The sequence below is a fragment of the Yoonia sp. GPGPB17 genome (assembly GCF_037892195.1).
Taxonomy (GTDB): Bacteria; Pseudomonadota; Alphaproteobacteria; order Rhodobacterales; family Rhodobacteraceae; genus Yoonia.
This window is the reverse complement of the sequence record NZ_JATACI010000002.1, coordinates 980621-995291: the sequence shown is the minus strand read 5'-3', so window position 1 is coordinate 995291 and position 14671 is coordinate 980621. Positions and strand designations below refer to the sequence as shown.

The following is a 14671-nucleotide window of genomic DNA, read 5'->3' as shown; positions in this document are numbered from 1 at the left end:
ATTTGGATGGCGCTTTGCGTTGTTGTTTTGGTTGCCGGTGCTGCCAATGCACAAAACTTCGCTTTCAACAATTTCAACATTGAAGGCAACCAGCGCGTTGCCGATGGAACAATCCTGACCTTTGGTGGTTTACAGGCCGGTGCGGGGCTCTCGACCGCGGAGCTGAATGCGGCAGGGCAAAACATCCGCGAATCCGGCCTGTTTGAAAGTGTCGATCTGGTGCCTCAAGGCGGCACGTTGCTGATCCGAGTGGTCGAGTATCCGACCATCAACCGCATCAATATCGAAGGCAACAACCGTCTACGCGACGCACAACTGCTGACCCTTGTTCAGTCACAGCCGCGCCGCGTGTTTACACCCGCGCAGGCGGAAGCTGATACCGCTGCGATCACCGAAGCTTACGCGCAACAGGGGCGGATTAATGCGACGGTTACGCCGCGGATCATTCGGCTATCTGAAAACCGCGTTGACCTAGTGTTTGAGGTGGTCGAATCCGCCATCACCGAGATTGAGCGCATCACTTTCATCGGTAACCGTACTTTTTCGGAAGGGCGCTTGCGCCGCGTGCTGGAAACCAAAGAGGCCGGTATCTTTCGCGCCTTAGTGGCCCGCGATACATTCTCGCCCGAGCGTGTGGCACAGGATCGGGAGGTACTGACGGACTTCTACCGGTCACGTGGTTTCATTGATTTCGTCATTCAGAACGTCGACGTGTCACTGACCCGTGAACGTGACGCCTATCTGGTGACCTACAATTTGCGTGAAGGGCAGCAGTACTCAATCGCAAATGTCACCGTCACGAGTGAAATCAATGGCGTCGATCCGGCGGAGTTTGCAGATGCTGCGCGGATACGGACCGGATCAACCTATTCCCCTGTTGCGGTCGACAATGACGTCACCCGGATCGAGCGTTTGGCCGTACAGCGCGGCATTCGCTTTGTGCAGGCCGATGCGCGTATCACCCGTAACCCGCGCGATCTGAGCCTGAATGTGAACTACGTACTGGTGCCCGGCGAACGTGTGTTCGTCGAACGCATTGATATTGAGGGTAATGGTACAACTCTGGACCGGGTGATCCGCAATCAGTTCCGCTCCGTTGAAGGCGATCCGCTAAACCCTCGCGAAATTCAGGAAAGTGCCCGCCGCATTCGCGCACTCGGGTTTTTTCAGGGCGTCAATGTCGATACCCGTCCTGGCACGACCGCCAACCAGCGCATCGTTGACGTCGATGTAGTTGAAGGCCCAACGGGGACGCTGACATTCGGTGCCAACTTTAATACGGACACCGGTGCAAGCCTGCTGGCATCCTACAGTCAAAGCAACTTTCAGGGCCGCGGTCAGGGACTCGACTTCAATCTCTCGACCGCAGAATCAAACCGGCGCTTTGGTTTTCGCTTTACGGAACCTCAATTGCTGGGCCGGGATTTGCGCGGCTCACTGAGTTTGTCGTACAATACGACAGATAACGAAAACGCGCTCTATGACACAGAGACACTGCGGTTTAGCCCCGCGATGAGCTTTCCAGTCAGCGAACTGGGGCGTCTATCATTGTTCTATGCGTTGGAATACACTGACCTGTCTGATGTTTCGAGTTCGGCCAGTGAAGTGATCCGTCAAGAGGCCGAGGTGGGTGGGGTTTGGACCAACGCCCTTGGGTATACCTACAGCTATGATAACCGCCGCACCGGGTTAAATCCGGACGTCGGCGTCGTCTTGCGGTTCGGCCAGGAGTTTGGCTTTGGCGATACGCAGTTTATCAAGACCACCGCCCTTGCAGGTGCGGAAACAAGCATCTTCAATGAAGATGTGATCCTGCGCGCCACCTTGGAGGCTGGATTGCTCAGCTATCAGGATGGCAATAGCCGCGTAACGGACCGTTTCTTTCTTGGAAGTCGGTTGATGCGTGGTTTCGACGCGGGAGGGATCGGCCCCCGCGACGATGCGACAGATGATGCGCTTGGCGGTAACGCGTTTTCCGTGCTGCGCCTTGAAACCGAGTTTCCCTTGGGTCTGCCCAGCGAATATGGCATTTCAGGTGGGGCGTTCATTGACTATGGCTCGGTCTGGGACGTGGGCGAAACCTTTGGCGAGGACGTCATCCTGAACGATTTCGAAGCCCGCGCAATTGCTGGCCTGTCGATTTTCTGGACAACGCCGATTGGCCCATTGCGTTTCAACTTTACAGAACCGCTTGATGTGCAAGACCGTGATGAAACCCGTAACTTCGATGTGACGATCTCGACGAGTTTCTGATGTCAGTCCTGCGCGCGTTTTTTGTTTGGCTGATCCTGGCGCTGCTTAACGTCAGCCCAACAGACATCGCCGCCGGTGCTGATAATCGATAGTGAGCGTTTGTTCGTAGAAACGCTTTACGGGCAACGATTGGCGTCGGAACTGGCTGAGCAAGCGGCAGAATTGCAGGCCGAGAACGACCGCATCGTTGAATCGCTAACATTGGAAGAGCGCAGTCTAACCATCCGCCGCCCGGATATGGAACTCGAAGCTTTCCGCGCGGAGGCGGAGGCTTTTGATCGCAAGGTGCAGGAAGTGCGCCGCGTGCGTGATGCCAAGAATGTGGAACTGCAAGTGGCCAGCGCCGAGGCGCGATCGCGTTTCGAGCAACAGGTGCAGGGGATTGTCGCCAATATCATGTTGGAACGTGGTGCCGCACTGGTGATGGAACAGCGCAACGTCATCCTTTCCGTGCGTGCCGCAAACATCACCGATGACGCCATCGTGCGCATTGATGCGGAACTGGGCGACGGGACCCGCTAGCGCGCTTGCCGCCTTTGACGGGGCTTGCTAGTCATGAGGTTACGGCGGCCCAGGCGCGCCACGATCAATTGCAAGGAGCCGCCCGCCATGACCGACGCCCCGACGACCGCTGACATCCAACTGATCCAGAAGATCCTGCCTCATCGGTACCCGTTCTTACTGGTCGACAAGGTACATAGCATCAACGGCACAACATCCGCCGTGGGCATTAAGAACGTCACCATGAATGAGCCGCATTTTCAGGGTCATTTCCCCGGCAACCCGATCATGCCCGGCGTGACGATTGTCGAGGCGATGGCCCAAACGACGGCTGTGATGGTTGGGACGTCTCTGGGCCTGACCGATGGCAATCTTCTGGTTTACTTTATGGCGATTGATGGCTGCAAATTCCGCCGCAAGGTCGTGCCGGGTGATGTGCTTGAAATGCATGTGGAAACCACGCGCGGCAAACCCGGTGGCAAGGTCTGGCGCTTCAAAGGTGTGGCCACCGTTGATGGTGAGATGGCCGCCGAGGCCGAGTTTACCGCGATGATGGATATGCAAGGCTGATGGCCGATATTCACCCCTCTGCCGTGATCGCGGATGGCGCGAAAATTGGTGCCGATTGCATCGTCGGTCCGTTCTGCGTGATCGGCGCCGATGTGGTGCTGGGCGCGCGTGTGCATCTGAAAAGCCATGTTGTGGTCGAGGGTGACACCCATATTGGCGATGATACGGTGGTGTTTTCTTTCGCGGTTATTGGCGAAATCCCGCAAGACCTGAAATTTGACGGCGAAAAATCCCGTCTCCGGATTGGTGCGCGGAACCGGATCCGCGAACATGTGACGATGAACACAGGCACCACAGCTGGTGGTGGTGAAACCCGGATTGGCAACGACGGGCTGTTTATGGCGGGCTGTCATATCGCCCATGATGCGCAGATTGGCGACCGGGTGATTGTCGTCAATTCCTCTGCCGTGGCGGGCCACTGTATCATCGAAGACGATGTGATTATCGGTGGTCTGTGTGGTGTGCATCAGTTCGTTCGCATCGGACAGGGGGCCATTATCGGTGCTGTGACCATGGTGACCAAAGATGTTGTCCCGCACGGGCTGGTACAGGCCCCGCGCGGGGCGTTGGATGGCCTTAATCTGGTTGGTTTGAAACGGAAGGGCGTGGCACGGTCGGATATCACCGCGATGCGCGCCGCCTTCCAGATGCTTAAGGACGGAGAAGGGACGTTTCAGGACCGCGCTCACCGTCTGGCCGAGGAAAGCGACAGCGCTTACGTTCAGCAAATGGTGGCCTTCATATTGGGTGACACCGACCGCAACTTCCTGACGCCCGGCTGATGTTGGCGCTGATCGCGGGGACCGGCGATCTGCCGCTAGCGCTGGTCGCGCGGTTGCCTGTGCGGCCTTTGGTCTGCGCGATGGCAGGGTTTCGCCCCGCGCTTACACCTGATCTGATCTTTCGGATCGAGCAATTGGGCAGTTTCCTGATCGCGCTGCGTGATCGTGGCGTGACAGAGGTTAGCATGGCAGGTGCTGTGACACGTCCCCCAATTGACCCCTCAGCGATTGATGAAGCAACCAAGCCGCTGGTTCCGCGCATCATGGCCGCGATCGCACAAGGCGACGACGGCGCGTTACGGGCCATCATCGCGATTTTCGAAGAAGCGGGATTGACCGTCAAAGCCGCGCATGAGATCGCGCCAGACTTGTTGCCGCCGCAAGGTGTATTGACCCGCAAACCGGTGACGATCAACAATCGTCAGGACGCTGTAACGGGGGAACAAACCATTGCGGAAATGGGGCAGGCGGATGTCGGTCAGGCATGCATCGTGCGCAATGGCCGCGTGTTGGCGCGTGAACAGCAGGCCGGGACGGATGCAATGCTGCGCCCGTTTGCGCCAAGCGATGATCCTCTGTGGGGGGCGGTCGATGGGCTCGGTGCCGTATTAGGAGGTGCCGCTGAATGGTTGAGCGGTGAAGACGGCGAACCAACCGAAGCGCGTGGCGCGATCCTTTTCAAAGCGCCCAAGCCCGCTCAGGACCGTCGGGCCGATCTCCCTGTGATTGGGCTGGAAACGGCGCGGATGGCTATCGCCGCGGGGTTTGCCGGGATCGTAATTGAAGCGGATGGTGTCATGGTGTTGAACTTGGGTGCAGTTCTTTCGGCGCTTGATAACGCCGATCTCTTTCTTTGGGTGCGCCCCAGAGGTGGCGCGTGAAGGTCTTTTTGATTGCGGGCGAAGCCTCGGGGGACAAACTTGGGGCGGCATTGATGGCGGGGTTGAAGACACTACGTTCTGACGTCGCTTTTGACGGTGTCGGCGGACCGCTGATGCAGGCGGAGGGCCTTGAGAGCCGCTTTCCAATGGAAGAGCTGAGTGTGATGGGGCTGGCTGAAATCCTGCCTAAGTATCGCGCGCTGAAGGCCCGTATCAAACAGATGGCCGATGCGATCCTCGCCGATCCCCCAGATGTATTGATCACCATCGACAGTCCTGATTTCTGTTTACGGGTTGCCCGTTTGGTCAAGGCGGCCAGTGATATCCGCACGATGCACTATGTGGCCCCGACGGTCTGGGCATGGCGCCCCAAACGGGCGGCGAAGATGGCCCATCATATCGATCATGTGCTGGCGCTTTTTCCGTTTGAACCACCTTTGATGCAGGCCGCCGGTATGGATTGTGACTTTGTCGGCCATCCGGTTGTTGCAGAACCGATAGCCAGTGACGCCGAGGCGGCGGCATTGGGCGAAGGGACCGTGGTGCTGGTCCTGCCGGGCAGCCGCAAAGGCGAAGTGTCGCGATTAGCGGACCGTTTTGGCCAGGCTGTTTCAAAAATCGCAGCGGCGTTGCCCGACGCGGAATTTGTCATCCCAACCACCCGTGGGGTGTATGATCTGGTACAGGCCCGGGTCGCGGACTGGCCCGTGCCAGTTGCTGTTCTGCCACCCGGATCAGCCGACAAGGCCGCTTGGTTCAAACGGGCGGATGTGGCCTTGGCGGCATCTGGCACCGTGTCGTTGGAACTGGCGGCAAGCGGGACGCCGATGGTGATTGCCTATGACATGGCGTGGCTCAGCCGGATCATCATCAGCCGGATGCTGATGGTGGATACGGTGACATTGGTGAACCTTGTGAGCGAGACGCGTGCCATACCTGAATTCATCGGTGCGGATTGCGCACCGGGTCCAATTGCCGATGCTGTACTTGATGTGCTGGCCGATCCGCAGGCGCAGTTGCAGGCGATGGCCGTCACAATGGAACGGTTGGGGCAGGGTGGTGAGGCCCCCGGTCTACGCGCCGCGCGCGGTATTGCAGCGCCTTGAAAAGGCGACCATCAAGGATCACTAATCCCAGCGCCAGGATTGTAAAGCCGATGTAAGCGCGCAGTGGCAGGTCCTCTCCCAAAACAATGGCGCCAAGGACAATGGCTACGGGTGCGACAAGCAAAGTGCACAACATCAGATTGCCGCTGCCCGCCATGGCCAACACCCTATAGTAAAGCATGTAAGCAATTGCCGTTGCGACAACTGCGTAGTACCCGATCGCGGCCCATGTCTGCGGGGCAAGATCCAGTGTCATCGGCCCCTCAATCAGCCATGCGGCGGGGATCGTCATAATGCTGGCGCCGGTGAGCATGCCCGCAGCAGCAACCTGCGGCGTGAGATGGCCAAGCTTTTTGCGCGCCCAGACCCCCGCCAGCGCATAGCTGATCGTGCCACCGATCACCGCGAGCTGACCAAGGGAACGGATATCGAAATTCTTGAACGCAGCCAGACCAATTGCAGTTGAGACGCCAAGAAATCCCAAAGTCACGCCAATTACCTTGCGGGCGGTCAGCCGCTCATCCGCAAAGAAAACCGCAGCGGCGATAACGCCAAAGATAGCGGTCGCAGCATTCAGGATCGACGTCAATCCGGTCTCGATATGCAACTGCCCCCACGCCATTAGGCTGAACGGGATCACGTTGTTCAATAAGCCCATCACCAGAAAAGCAGCCCAGACCCTTAGGTCCATTGGTACGGCCAATCGACGGACCAGCACATAGACCCATAAGATCAGCATGGCCCAGCCGGTGCGATGGGCAACAGCCGTCAGTGGGCCAATTTCATCAAGCGCGATGCGGATCGACAGAAAAGATGCGCCCCAGATCAGCGAGAGAAGCAAAAGTTCAGCCCACGCGCGCGGCGAGATGGTTTTCTGGATCGGTGCCATATGTGGGACATGACCGGTTTGACGTGGCCGGGGCAACCCGGATCATGCGAAAGGGCAAAGAAAAAGCCCCGCCGGATGGGGCGGGGCTTGGCTGTTTGTTCTAGATTTGCGGTTTAGAAACTGTAGGCGACTTTAAGGCCAACCCCAACAGCGGTGTTGTCTTCGAATTCAGCATTGATAGTTGTGTCTGCGTCACCGATGTTCACAAAGCGCACACCACCTGACACTTCAACACCAGTTGTCAAGGTGTATGCACCGCCGACCTGTAGGCTGAGATAACCGTCGGTTGGGCCAAGGTTGCTGGTTGGATCGCCGGTTGAAGTTTCGTACCCTATGGCAACGGAACCTGAGAATTCTTCAGAGAACCGACGACCAACGCCGATATTATAGGTAAACACGTCATCGTCATAAGATAGGATGTCACCTGCCACCGTGTCGCTCAATGCAAAGCCATCCCAAGCGACATAGCGGATTGAGCCGAATAATAGAGTGTCAGCTGCAATACCCGTCTGGAAGTCCAGATTTACAGATTCAGGCATGGTTGTGGATAGGTCGCCAACAGTCCCATCAAGTTCCAGATCAACTTCGCTGTTGTAAGTCAGTGCCACCCGTAGTGCGATCTCCGGACGCTCATATGCGGCGCCGACAACATAACCCACGCCGCTGTCTTCTGAGTAGGTTGATGCATATGGTGGTGTCGCCATACCAGGGCCGTCTGGACCGTCAAGATCAGGCAGCGCTGTGACGCGATAAACACCTTTTGCGCTTGTTTGGCGTAAACCACCATGCACGCTGAAGTTCTGATCGATTTCATACCGGGCCAATGCGGTTATGCCGGTCGATTCAACCTCGGCGCCAGAGCCCAAAAGAATGTACCCCGCAGTGTCATAGTCAACATCTGCTCCATAGGGTTGATCAAAGATCAATGCGAGCGAGATTTGCTCATTGATTTGCGCTTTGAACGCAAAGCCGAACTGCGTGTAGTCCGGGGCAATGCCACCGGACTTTTGCGTGCCTCCGGCCGTGGCTAGCGTACCCGTTATGTCAGGGGTGACCTGACCAAAGCTAAGCTCGACATAGTTACCTTCTTCGAAGATTACTCCAATCGGCTGCCCCGACCGATCAAGTCCCCCCGCGCTGGCGATGCTGGTTGTCAGCAGCAAGGCCGCCCCTACCGTCATTACGTTTTTCATGTCCTCATCCCTGTCATGAATAAAATATGTGCGGACCACCCTAGGGAGTGCCCAAGCTTTACGTCAATTATTGACGCCGCGTCATTTGCAATGCCGCTCCGCTGCGTCACAAAATTACAATAACCCGGACCGACTTGCAGTTTAATTAAGTTTGGGGCGCCGCATGGCGTAACTGATGTTCAGGTAGTTGGCGCCGAAAATCAGAATGGCTCCGAAAAAACCCAGACTTCGAGCGGTTCTTGATAAAGCAGCATACCCACGATCGCAATGGTGGGCAGCCGTACAAAGTCTATGGGCATCACAATACTGGCAGGCGCGATGCTGAGCGCTTTGGTCAGGCAGAAATGCGCCAATAGCCCCGCGCATCCAATCAGGATCACCCACGGCAGAGCAGCGGCGGACGGTAGGGCGATATCACCATCATATCCAGCGCAGATCAGCCCGAAAACAGCTTGCATCACTGTGAGATAGAACAGGATCGTTGTGACCGTTTCAGTCTCGGTCAGTTTGCGGGTGAAGATGGCCGTTAGTGCAAAAAACACCGCACAGCTGGCGGCGGCCATCAGCCCCCAGCTGATGTTGGCCGGGTCGGGGCGGGCCACGATCAGGATGCCGACAAAACCAACCGCGGTGCTGAGAAGGCCAATGGCCGTAATGCGTTCGTTCAGGATCAGGGGGGACAACAATATGACCCAGATTGGCGTGGTGAACTCCAGCGCAAAAACTTGCGCGAGCGGGATCATGGTGATCGCGTAGAACCAAAGGTTCTGCCCCGTGAAGTGAAAGATGTTGCGCGTGGCATGCAACCCCAGACGCCCCCGGTTGATTTGTCGCAAGGTCCCGGTTGCCAATGCAACGCTGACCACGATGGCGATACCTGTCAGGCTGCGAAACAGCATGATCTCGAATGTATCAAGCTCGGCGCTGACGATCCGTCCAGCGACGGCCATCAGTGTGAAAGAGGTGATGGCGCCAATCATCCAGGCGGCGGCGATAACAACGGTGTTCATGGGCGCAGTTGTCACCTTGAAATGCGGTTTTGCAACCCCCACCTGGATGTGTTTTGCTGCGAGCAACTAGAATGAGGTGTATCATGCTGCGATGGCTGATGATCGCGATACTTGCTGCGCAATCTGCCGGTGCTGATTCCGTTAGTCAATTCACGCAAGCCACCCATTTGGCCTTTGATCGCCTGCCGGATGTACGCCGCGTTGATCAGATTGCCGGGCACTGTGGGGCGGATGAGACGGTCAATCAGACTGTGGCTTATTGCACCACGCGCAATCAGATTTTTCTCGCAAGTGATGCGATAGATGCCGATAACAATGGCGATGCAAGTCAGGCTCCGAAAGAGCATGATTTCAATTGTATCCAACTCTGTGCTGACGGTTCGGCTAGCGACGGCCATCTGTGTGGAAGAGGTCATGGCGCCAATCGTCCAGGTGGCGGTAACAACGGTGTTCACGGGCGCAATTGTCATCCAGAGATGCGGTTTTGCAACCCCCGCCCTGATATGTTTGTCTGTGGGCAACTAGAATGGGGTGTACCATGCTGCGATGGCTGATGATCGTGGTACTTGCTGCGCAATCTGCCGGTGCTGATCCCGTTAGTCAGGTTACGCAGGCCGCCCATTTGGCCTTTGATCGCCTGCCCGATGTACGCCGCGTTGATCAGATTGCCGGGCACTGCGGGGCGGATGAAACGGTAAATCAAACCGTCGCCTACTGCACGACCCGCAATCAGATCTTCCTGAGGCGTTCAGCGCAAGACGACCCGCAAACACCCTACATGCTAGCCCATGCCTTTGGTCATGCGGTACAAGTCCGGCACGGTGTGGCGGATTTTGCGCTTGCCGAGATCAGGCAGCGGCGGTCAGAAGAGGCGATGTTGCGTGGCCTTGTGACACGGCAGGCTGAGTGCATTGCAGGTTTCATTGTGGCACGTGCGGAGTTTGCGCCGACAGACCTTACCTCTTTGTTTGCGGATGAACCCTTCACCGGCAGCCATTGGGGCCGGGACCCTTTGCATATCGGGCCGGAGGTTTCGATAGGGCTGGCCCCGCGTGCAGAGTGGTTTGCCATCGGTCAGCTGGGGGATTTAGCCGCCTGTGCTCCGGGTGAGTTTACCTCTGACCTCTTACTACAGGCCTTGAACCCTTAGGCCACGCGCGTCGCAAAAACGTTGCCGTCCATTTGCATCGGATCTGTGATCAAGGTTCCGTCCGGCTGGCTCAGGGTGAACTCATGATCGTCCAGTATTTCAAAGACTTGGCGCTGATGGCGCGACACTTCGATCATAACGCTGCGTGCATGCTCCAATACCTGCGCAGCACCGCGCAAAACCGCCAGTTCCGCCCCTTCGGCATCAATTTTCAAGACAGTAGGCCAGACGTTATGTGCGGTCGCATAGGAATCGAGTGTCACGGTGTTCACCTTGCGCGCTCGCACCTGCAGTCTGTTGCGTTGTGCGCTGGCAATATCGCTTGATGCGGCGAAGTTTGCGTCCAGTGAGTTCATAAAGCCGCCCAGATTCTCCTCATAGAAGGTTGCCTTGCCGGTGTGATCGCTGACTGCGGCGTTGATATGCACGCATTGCATGCACCGCGCGATGTTCTTGCGCAGAAAGTGCTGGTTTTCCTGACCCGGCTCGAACACATGGATTTGTCCGGTATGGCCAACCTTTTTGGCGAAAAACTGTGCCAGATATCCGATATGTCCGCCCACTTCGAACACAGTGTCGCCACGGCCCGTCAGTCGGGCAAGCCGCTGCATCGTGGCCGTCTCGCGGTGTTTGCCGTAGAACCAATAGCCCTTATGCGTATAACTGAGCAGGTGAAAGGGCAGGCCAGAGAAGGGGTTGGTGATTTTCATGGGCCGATCAACCCGGCGCAACATAGGCAGCGCGATAGACCGCAAAAGCTTACTTGCGGCGAGCCCTTCTCGAAAAGGGCGGGCGGTCGTCTTGGTTAAAGTCGGTTGCACGATGTCTACTCATCAACTGGGTTTATGCAATTTTCGTTTAGAATTCTTAATAGGTCGTTAAGCGAGACAAAGGGAATGTCCGGTGTGTCACTTTCCCGAGACGATAAATATCAAGCTCGGGCGCAAGGCCGGAAAGATCAGCTGGAGCGGTTTGTGAATGGCGGTGTAGATCACCATCAGAATAAGACTTCTGCGTAGATATCCTGGTGGTTCATCCTGCCGTACGATGGAGAAATCCACATCCAGATCTTCGCAAATTTCCTTGATCTGTCTGGCCGAATTCAACTGATAGTGGGTCGGAAAAACATCAGCCTCAGTGCGTCCACTGCCAAGGGTCCTGATCAGCCAGAACTTGACCGCCTCCGGCACAAAGTCGTTGATCAGACTTGTCCAATAGTACTTTGAGACCGTTGAATGAATAAGAACGCCGTTGTCATCCAATGCCTTCAGCTGTTCCGCGATAAAGCGTCTGCCGTCGTCGATATGTTCGGCAACCATTTGAGAATAGATCACATCAAATCGTTGTGCCCCCACCACGTCAGCAATGTCATAAGCGCTTATGTGGTGTGCCTCATCCAGATTTGGGTTAGCAAGAACACGTTCGTCCAGATCAATACCCACAATCTTCTTGACGTCCGGATAAAGGAAGTTCTGTTTGCCTTTCCCCGAACCAGAACCGATTTCCAGCACGACTGATCCGCTGGTGATGTGTCGTTGCAGTTCTGCGAACCACAGGTCGGGCACCGCGCGGCGATAGAACAGCCTTCGTATCAACGCCAGTTTCTGGTCTCGGTCCATGATGGGGGTCTGCTTTCGTTCAATGCATCAGGAGGCGCGAGTGCCGTCGTGTCTATGGAACCGCTGAGTTGTGGGCATGACGTACCAGACTCGTATCATACGATGAAGGTTAAAAGAGCCTTACCTTCATGGAATGAACTTTGCAGCCTCATTCCCACTCAATCGTGCCGGGTGGTTTGCTGGTGATATCGTAAGTCACGCGATTGATCCCCTGCACTTCGTTGATGATCCGCGTCGCGGTCTCACCAAGAAACTCATGGCTGAAGGGGTAGTAATCGGCCGTCATCCCGTCGACCGAAGTGACAGCGCGCAGCGCGCAGGCAAAATCATAGGTGCGTCCATCGCCCATTACGCCAACCGTGCGCACGGGGAGGATGGCACAGAAGGCCTGCCAGATCTCATCATAGAGTCCGTGCTTGCGAATCTGATCGATGTAGACCGCGTCTGCCTTGCGCAGGATTTCCAGTTTTTCGCGGGTGATTTCGCCGGGGCAGCGGATCGCCAGACCGGGGCCGGGGAAGGGGTGACGCCCGATGAAAGACTTGGGCAGACCGAGTTCGACACCAAGCGCGCGCACTTCGTCCTTGAACAACTCACGCAGCGGTTCGACCAGTTTGAGGCCCATCTTTTCAGGCAGGCCGCCGACGTTGTGGTGCGATTTGATGGTAACAGATGGACCACCTGAAAAGCTCACGCTTTCAATGACATCGGGATAGAGCGTGCCCTGCGCGAGGTACTCTGCGCCGTCGATTTCATTGGCGTACTTCTGGAACACGTCGATGAACAGTTTGCCGATGATCTTGCGTTTCGTTTCCGGGTCGGACTGGCCTTCCAGTTCTCCAAGAAACAGGTTGCTTTCGTCGGCGTGGATCACCTTCAGGTTCATGTGGTCGCGGAACATGCCCACGACTTCTTCGGCTTCGTTCAGGCGCAACAGGCCATGGTCAACGAAAACACAGGTCAGTTGATCGCCAATGGCTTCGTGCAGCAGGGCCGCGGCCACCGAAGAATCCACACCGCCTGAAAGCGCGCAGATCACATGCGCATCACCGACTTGTTCCTTAATCGCCTCAATCGCCTGTTCGCGGTAGGCGCCCATGGTCCAGTCACCGGTAAACCCAGCGAGGCGCACGAAGTTTTCATAGAGCTTGGCCCCATTTGGCGTGTGGTGCACCTCGGGGTGGAATTGCACGGCATAGAAGTTGCGGGCGACGTCCCCTGTGATGGCATATGGCGCATTCGGAGACGTGCCGTAAACGGTAAATCCCGGAGCGATTTCAGAGACATGGTCGCCATGGCTCATCCAAACTTGCTCTTTGTCGGCGGCGAACCAACCGTCCAGCAAGGACAGTTTGCCTTCGGGTGTCACATAGGCGCGCCCAAACTCGGCTGTGCCATGCCCGCTGATCACTTTCCCGCCCAGCTGTTCCATCATGGTTTGCTGGCCGTAGCAGATGCCAAGCACTGGAATGCCCATGTCGAAAAGCGACTGCGGCGCACGGGGGAACCTTCGCGCGTCACGCTGTCGGGGCCGCCGGAAAGGATGACCGCCTTCGGTGCGAATTCCGCCAGAAATGCATCAGTGACGTTCTGATACGGGTGAATTTCGCAATAGACGCTGAGTTCACGCAATCGGCGTGCAATCAGTTGGGTCACTTGGCTGCCAAAATCAATAATAAGAAGGCGTTCGTGGGTGCTGATATCCATGGCGCTTGGCGTAATGGCACGACCGGATTTGTGCAAGAGGGAGGTGATATTCACAGGTGTATTTTTGTGTTACGCTGACCTTATTATTTTTGGAGCGTTTTGATGCAGATATTTGAACATACCTTGGCCCGCGTGGCTGTTTGGAACCTTGCAGGCTTTGGCGGGATAGACACGGATCGGATGAAACGACAAGCCGAGGGGCTAGCGCTGCTCGATGCGGAGCTGGTGACATTGGTCGAGGTGAACCCCGTCAGCTATATTGACGCGCTGGCGGCCGAGATTGGCACCTATGGGCTGCATTATGACACGACGATCGTGCCGCAGCCGGGCAATCTGCACATTGGTTTTCTGCACAAGAAGGGGGTCGAGGTAAAGAATGCCGCCTTGGTGCCAGGGTCCGAAGGTGACTATGCGAATGGTCGTCGTGCTGTTTCGGTTGATGTCAAGATGGGCAAGTTTTCGGCGCATCTGCTGGGTGTTCACTTGAAATCTGGGCGCGACAAGCCCGAACAGAAACTGCGTGATACGCAGTGTATCGCGATTGGTAACTATCTAACGAACCTGCGCGACACGCCCGGTTTTAAGCGCAAGACACTGCTGTTAATGGGCGATTTCAATATGATCCCGGGGCAGGACGTCAGCAATTTCCACCACTTGGGCGGTGATGATCTGATGGATTTTGTATCCTCCTGGGACTTGCAGGATCGTTTCAGCCATATTTTGGACAAGGGCCGCGCGAACCTGCTGGATGGGTTCGCCGTGTCCCGTACCTATGCCACCGACTATGTTCGCGGGTCTTTGCGTTTGTTCCCAATGCACTGGACGATGGATATGGGACGCGAGCGGTTCAAGGATGAGGTGTCTGATCACCTACCGTTTGTGGCCAGTTTTAAGGTCTACTAACGACACATGTCGTTTTCGCGTCTCAGGGGCCGCAATTTTGGTAAGGCGGCACCGGCTGGAGTTGTATCAAGCGGCAACCAGTCAGCGAACCAAAAAGGGGATGGATC

13 protein-coding genes and 2 pseudogenes are annotated in these 14671 nt (G+C 56.4%); 9 read left to right on the top strand and 6 right to left on the bottom strand.

Annotated elements, in window-relative coordinates:
* Positions 1–6: 6 nt before the first annotated feature.
* The 6 genes from bamA (at position 7) to lpxB (ending at position 6093) form a co-directional block, all read left to right on the top strand.
* Positions 7–2253, top strand: coding sequence for an outer membrane protein assembly factor BamA (gene bamA / locus QTO30_RS05380; RefSeq protein ID WP_340423018.1), 2247 nt, complete (start codon positions 7–9; stop codon positions 2251–2253).
* A gap of 75 nt (positions 2254–2328) precedes the next feature.
* A complete protein-coding gene (locus tag QTO30_RS05375) occupies positions 2329–2775 on the top strand; it encodes an OmpH family outer membrane protein (protein WP_340423017.1) in 447 nt (148 codons plus the stop codon).
* A gap of 87 nt (positions 2776–2862) precedes the next feature.
* Positions 2863–3324 carry a 3-hydroxyacyl-ACP dehydratase FabZ gene (fabZ, locus tag QTO30_RS05370; RefSeq protein ID WP_340423016.1) on the top strand — a complete coding sequence of 154 codons (462 nt, stop codon included), beginning with the start codon at positions 2863–2865 and terminating at the stop codon, positions 3322–3324.
* Complete coding sequence (gene lpxA / locus QTO30_RS05365; RefSeq protein WP_340423014.1) at positions 3324–4106, top strand: acyl-ACP--UDP-N-acetylglucosamine O-acyltransferase; 783 nt, start codon at positions 3324–3326, stop codon at positions 4104–4106. Before fabZ ends, lpxA begins: the two co-directional genes overlap by 1 nt.
* The gene (locus QTO30_RS05360; RefSeq protein WP_340423013.1) at positions 4106–4987 is read left to right on the top strand and encodes an LpxI family protein; all 882 of its coding nucleotides are present in this window, start codon (positions 4106–4108) and stop codon (positions 4985–4987) included. The genes lpxA and QTO30_RS05360 overlap by 1 nt, the downstream gene beginning before the upstream one ends.
* Complete coding sequence (lpxB, locus tag QTO30_RS05355; RefSeq protein ID WP_340423012.1) at positions 4984–6093, top strand: lipid-A-disaccharide synthase; 1110 nt, start codon at positions 4984–4986, stop codon at positions 6091–6093. Before QTO30_RS05360 ends, lpxB begins: the two co-directional genes overlap by 4 nt.
* On the opposite strand, the gene QTO30_RS05350 is transcribed toward lpxB, so the two are convergent.
* The 3 genes and pseudogenes from QTO30_RS05350 to QTO30_RS05340 all read right to left on the bottom strand — a co-directional run bounded on the left by QTO30_RS05350 (position 6020) and on the right by QTO30_RS05340 (position 9185).
* A complete protein-coding gene (locus QTO30_RS05350; RefSeq protein WP_340423011.1) occupies positions 6020–6982 on the bottom strand; it encodes a DMT family transporter in 963 nt (320 codons plus the stop codon). The genes lpxB and QTO30_RS05350 overlap by 74 nt on opposite strands.
* 113 nt (positions 6983–7095) lie before the next feature.
* Positions 7096–8175: an outer membrane protein transport protein gene (locus QTO30_RS05345; RefSeq protein ID WP_340423009.1), complete on the bottom strand. Its 1080-nt coding sequence runs from the start codon at positions 8173–8175 to the stop codon at positions 7096–7098.
* A gap of 141 nt (positions 8176–8316) precedes the next feature.
* A pseudogene (locus tag QTO30_RS05340) lies at positions 8317–9185 on the bottom strand (DMT family transporter).
* 83 nt (positions 9186–9268) lie between these two features.
* Between QTO30_RS05340 and QTO30_RS05335 the strand changes: the two are divergent.
* The gene (locus tag QTO30_RS05335) at positions 9269–9739 is read left to right on the top strand and encodes a hypothetical protein (protein ID WP_340423007.1); all 471 of its coding nucleotides are present in this window, start codon (positions 9269–9271) and stop codon (positions 9737–9739) included.
* Complete coding sequence (locus tag QTO30_RS05330) at positions 9724–10335, top strand: hypothetical protein (RefSeq protein WP_340423005.1); 612 nt, start codon at positions 9724–9726, stop codon at positions 10333–10335. Before QTO30_RS05335 ends, QTO30_RS05330 begins: the two co-directional genes overlap by 16 nt.
* Here the strand turns inward: QTO30_RS05330 and QTO30_RS05325 are convergent.
* The 3 genes and pseudogenes from QTO30_RS05325 to guaA form a co-directional block, all read right to left on the bottom strand.
* Positions 10332–11045 carry an FkbM family methyltransferase gene (locus QTO30_RS05325; protein WP_340423004.1) on the bottom strand — a complete coding sequence of 238 codons (714 nt, stop codon included), beginning with the start codon at positions 11043–11045 and terminating at the stop codon, positions 10332–10334. The two genes, QTO30_RS05330 and QTO30_RS05325, sit on opposite strands and share 4 nt — an antisense overlap.
* Before the next feature lie 198 nt (positions 11046–11243).
* Positions 11244–11954: a class I SAM-dependent methyltransferase gene (locus tag QTO30_RS05320; protein WP_340423002.1), complete on the bottom strand. Its 711-nt coding sequence runs from the start codon at positions 11952–11954 to the stop codon at positions 11244–11246.
* Positions 11955–12102: 148 nt separating this feature from the next.
* Positions 12103–13661 (bottom strand): annotated as a pseudogene (gene guaA / locus QTO30_RS05315) (glutamine-hydrolyzing GMP synthase).
* A 102-nt stretch (positions 13662–13763) separates the two neighbouring features.
* On the opposite strand from guaA, the gene QTO30_RS05310 reads away from it, so the two are divergent.
* Positions 13764–14564 (top strand): GMP synthase, encoded by an 801-nt coding sequence (locus QTO30_RS05310; protein WP_340423000.1) that lies wholly within the window; start codon positions 13764–13766, stop codon positions 14562–14564.
* The last annotated feature ends 107 nt before the right edge of the window (positions 14565–14671 follow it).